This window comes from Mesorhizobium sp. M0898, assembly GCF_040319695.1.
Lineage (GTDB): Bacteria > Pseudomonadota > Alphaproteobacteria > Rhizobiales > Rhizobiaceae > Mesorhizobium.
Window position 1 is genome coordinate 1 of the sequence record NZ_JAMYOE010000107.1, and the last position, 3110, is coordinate 3110.

A 3110-nucleotide genomic window follows, 5' to 3' on the forward strand; every position below is an offset into this window, starting at 1 on the left:
GCCGGCAAAGGCAATCTCGAGGAAAAGAGCCGTATCGGCTCGGTCTACCACAATCTCGGCATCGTCAACGGCATCCTCAATGTCGAGGCGGTACGCATCGCGCAGACCAAGTTCGGCAACCGCACGCTCACCGGCGACGAAGTCCGCTGGGGCTTCGAGCATCTCAAGCTCGATCCGGCACGCGTCGAGGCGCTGGGCGCCAAGGACCTGTTCCACTCGATCAACGTCTCCTGGGACAATCACGAAGGTGACGGCTACGTGACCTTCCAGCAGTGGGACGGCAAGAAGTGGAACGTCGTCTCCGACTGGATTGCGCCCGACTGGAAGCTGCTGCGTCCGATCATCGAGAAGTCGTCCGAGGCCTATGCCAAGGAAAAGGGCATCAAGATCCGCACGGCCGAAGACGCCGAAGCAGTGGTCAGCAACTGAAGTCCAATAACTCGCGGCCGGCCCACGGGCCGGCCGCGATTTCCTGCCTATTGCGGAGTCATCGATGTCCAGCCCGGAAAATCCGATCCTGTCGGTCAGTCGCGTGGAGGCCGTCTACAACGGCGCCGTCGCCGCCCTGCACGGTGTCGACCTGTCGGTCGGCAAAGGCGAGATCGTCGCACTGCTCGGCTCCAACGGTGCCGGCAAGACGACGCTGCTACGCGCCGTATCCAATCTCCTCCCGGCCGAGCGCGGCACTGTTACCGCTGGCCGGATCACTTTCGACGGCGAGGATGTCTCCAGGGCAAGCCCCTCTCACCTCGTCCGCAAGGGTCTGGTCCAGGTCCTCGAGGGCCGACACTGCTTCCGCTCGCTGACGGTCGAGGAGAACCTTCTGACCGGCGCGCTCGGGCGTTCGTCCTCCCGCACCGGCGTCAAGGCCGACCTCGACCGCGTCTATGCGCTTTTCCCCAGGCTCACCGAGAAGCGGCGAACCCGGTCCGGCCTCACCTCCGGCGGCGAGCAGCAGATGACGGCGATCGGCCGCGGTCTGATGTCGCGGCCGAAACTCTTCGTGCTGGACGAGCCTTCGATGGGGCTGGCGCCGCTGATCGTCGACGAGATTTTCAGCGCTTTGAAGCGGCTCAATCGGGACGAAGATCTTTCGATCCTTGTCGCCGAGCAGAATTCGGCAGTGGCGCTGAAATATGCCGACCGCGCCACCGTGCTCGAAAACGGAAAGAGCGTGCTGGAAGGGTCGGCCGCCGACCTGCGCCAGCGCGACGACATTAAGACCTACTATCTCGGCGGCACGTCGCTTCCATCGCAACATTTTCCCAAGGAGACCGCAGCATGACCATCCAATCGAAGCAGCCGTCCGATATCCGCAGCGCCGTCCCCCCGGTCGAGCGTCCGTCGGCCAGAGCGCATGTCATCAAGACCGACGCCGAGGCGATCGCTGTGGCGGAAAAACTGGCCGCAGACTTCGCCAAGGACGCCGCCAGGCGGGACCGCGAGCGCATCTGGCCGAAGGAAGAGCTCGATGCGTTTTCGCAGAGCGGCCTGTGGTCGATCAACGTGCCGAAGGCCTATGGCGGACCGGAACTCTCCTATGTGACGCTGTCGAAGGTGATCACCATCATCTCGGCGGCCGATCCGTCGCTCGGCCAGATTCCGCAGAACCATCTCGGCGTCGTCGCCGCCATCCGCACCGTCTCTGATGAGGCCCAGAAGCAGTTGCTCTTCGCCGAAGTTCTGTCCGGCACGCGGTTCGGCAACGCGTTCTCGGAATTCGGCTCCAAGCGGGCGGCCGACTTCGAGACCAAATTCGTCGACGCTGGCGACCACGTCGTGGTCAATGGCCAGAAATTCTATTCCAGCGGCGCGCTGCTCGCCCATCTGGTGCCGATCGTGGCGCTCGATGACGAGGGCCGGGCCTGGTATGCCATCGCCGATCGCGGCGCGCCCGGACTGACGGTCATCGACGACTGGTCGAGCTTCGGCCAGAAGACGACGCTGTCCGGCACAGTCCTGCTCGACAATGTGAAAGTGCCGAAGACGCATCTCGTCCCCGGCTACAAGGGCTATGACCGGCCGACGGCCGACGGCGCCATCTTCCAGATCATCCAGGCTGCTGTCGATCTCGGCATCGCCAACGCGGCGATCGACGAAACCGTCAGCTTCGTGCGCACCAAGTCGCGCGCGTGGATCGACAGCGGCGTCGATCATGCCTGGCAGGATCCCTACACGATCCAGGCGGTCGGCGACCTCCGCCTGCGGGCCAATGCGGCCGAGGCGGTTCTGGACAAGGCCGGCCTTGCGGTCGACCGCGCCGTGGCCGATCCGAACGATAGGACCGTCGCGAAAGCGCAGATCGCGGTTGCCGAATCCAAGATCCTCACCACCGAGATCGCCATCAACGCCACCAACAAACTGTTCGAACTCGCCGGCACGCGATCCACACTGGCCGAGCACAATCTCGACCGGCACTGGCGCAACGCCCGAACCCACACGCTGCACGATCCGGTGCGCTGGAAATACGCGATCCTCGGCAACTATTACCTGAACGACGTCAATCCGCCGCTACACGCCTGGAGCTGAGCGAGAACGCCGTAAAGTCATAGAGGACTGTTCATGAGCACTGCCATCCCCGACAGGATCAAGGTCCTGTGGTTTCTTCCGACCCATGGCGACAGCCGCTATCTCGGCACCTCCGAGGGGGGCAGGGCGGTCGACCTGCCCTATCTGACCCAGGTCGCCAAGGCCGCCGACGCCATCGGCTATTACGGCGCGCTGCTGCCGACCGGCCGAAGTTGCGAGGACAGCTGGGTCGTGGCGTCGGCGCTGGCGCCGTTGACGCAGCGGCTCCGCTTCCTCGCTGCCGTCCGTCCCGGGCTGCAGTCGCCGACGCTCGCGGCGCGGATGACCTCGACGCTCGACCGCATTTCGGGCGGGCGCCTGCTCATCAACGTCGTCACCGGCGGCGACCCGGTCGAGAACAAGGGCGACGGCATCTTCCTCAGCCATGACGAGCGCTATGAGGTGACGCGGGAATTCCTCGATATCTACAAGGCCGTGCTGCGCGGCGAGACCGTTGCCTACGAAGGCAGACATTTCCGCATCGAGGACGGAAGGCTGCTGTTCCCGCCTGTGCAGACGCCGCATCCGCCGCTATATTTCGG

3 protein-coding genes and 1 pseudogene are annotated in these 3110 nt (G+C 64.4%); all 4 read left to right on the forward strand.

The window, feature by feature from the left end; all coding sequences use genetic code 11:
• Nucleotides 1-429 (forward strand): annotated as a pseudogene (locus NKH90_RS34300) (ABC transporter substrate-binding protein); the annotation flags it as partial.
• 64 nt (nucleotides 430-493) lie between these two features.
• Nucleotides 494-1285 carry an ABC transporter ATP-binding protein gene (locus tag NKH90_RS34305; protein WP_352823717.1) on the forward strand — a complete coding sequence of 264 codons (792 nt, stop codon included), beginning with the start codon at nucleotides 494-496 and terminating at the stop codon, nucleotides 1283-1285.
• Nucleotides 1282-2529, forward strand: a complete 1248-nt coding sequence (locus NKH90_RS34310) for an SfnB family sulfur acquisition oxidoreductase (RefSeq protein WP_352823719.1) — start codon at nucleotides 1282-1284, stop codon at nucleotides 2527-2529. Before NKH90_RS34305 ends, NKH90_RS34310 begins: the two co-directional genes overlap by 4 nt.
• 33 nt (nucleotides 2530-2562) lie before the next feature.
• Nucleotides 2563-3110: LLM class flavin-dependent oxidoreductase (locus NKH90_RS34315; protein ID WP_352823721.1), on the forward strand; the 548-nt coding region annotated here is incomplete at its 3' end.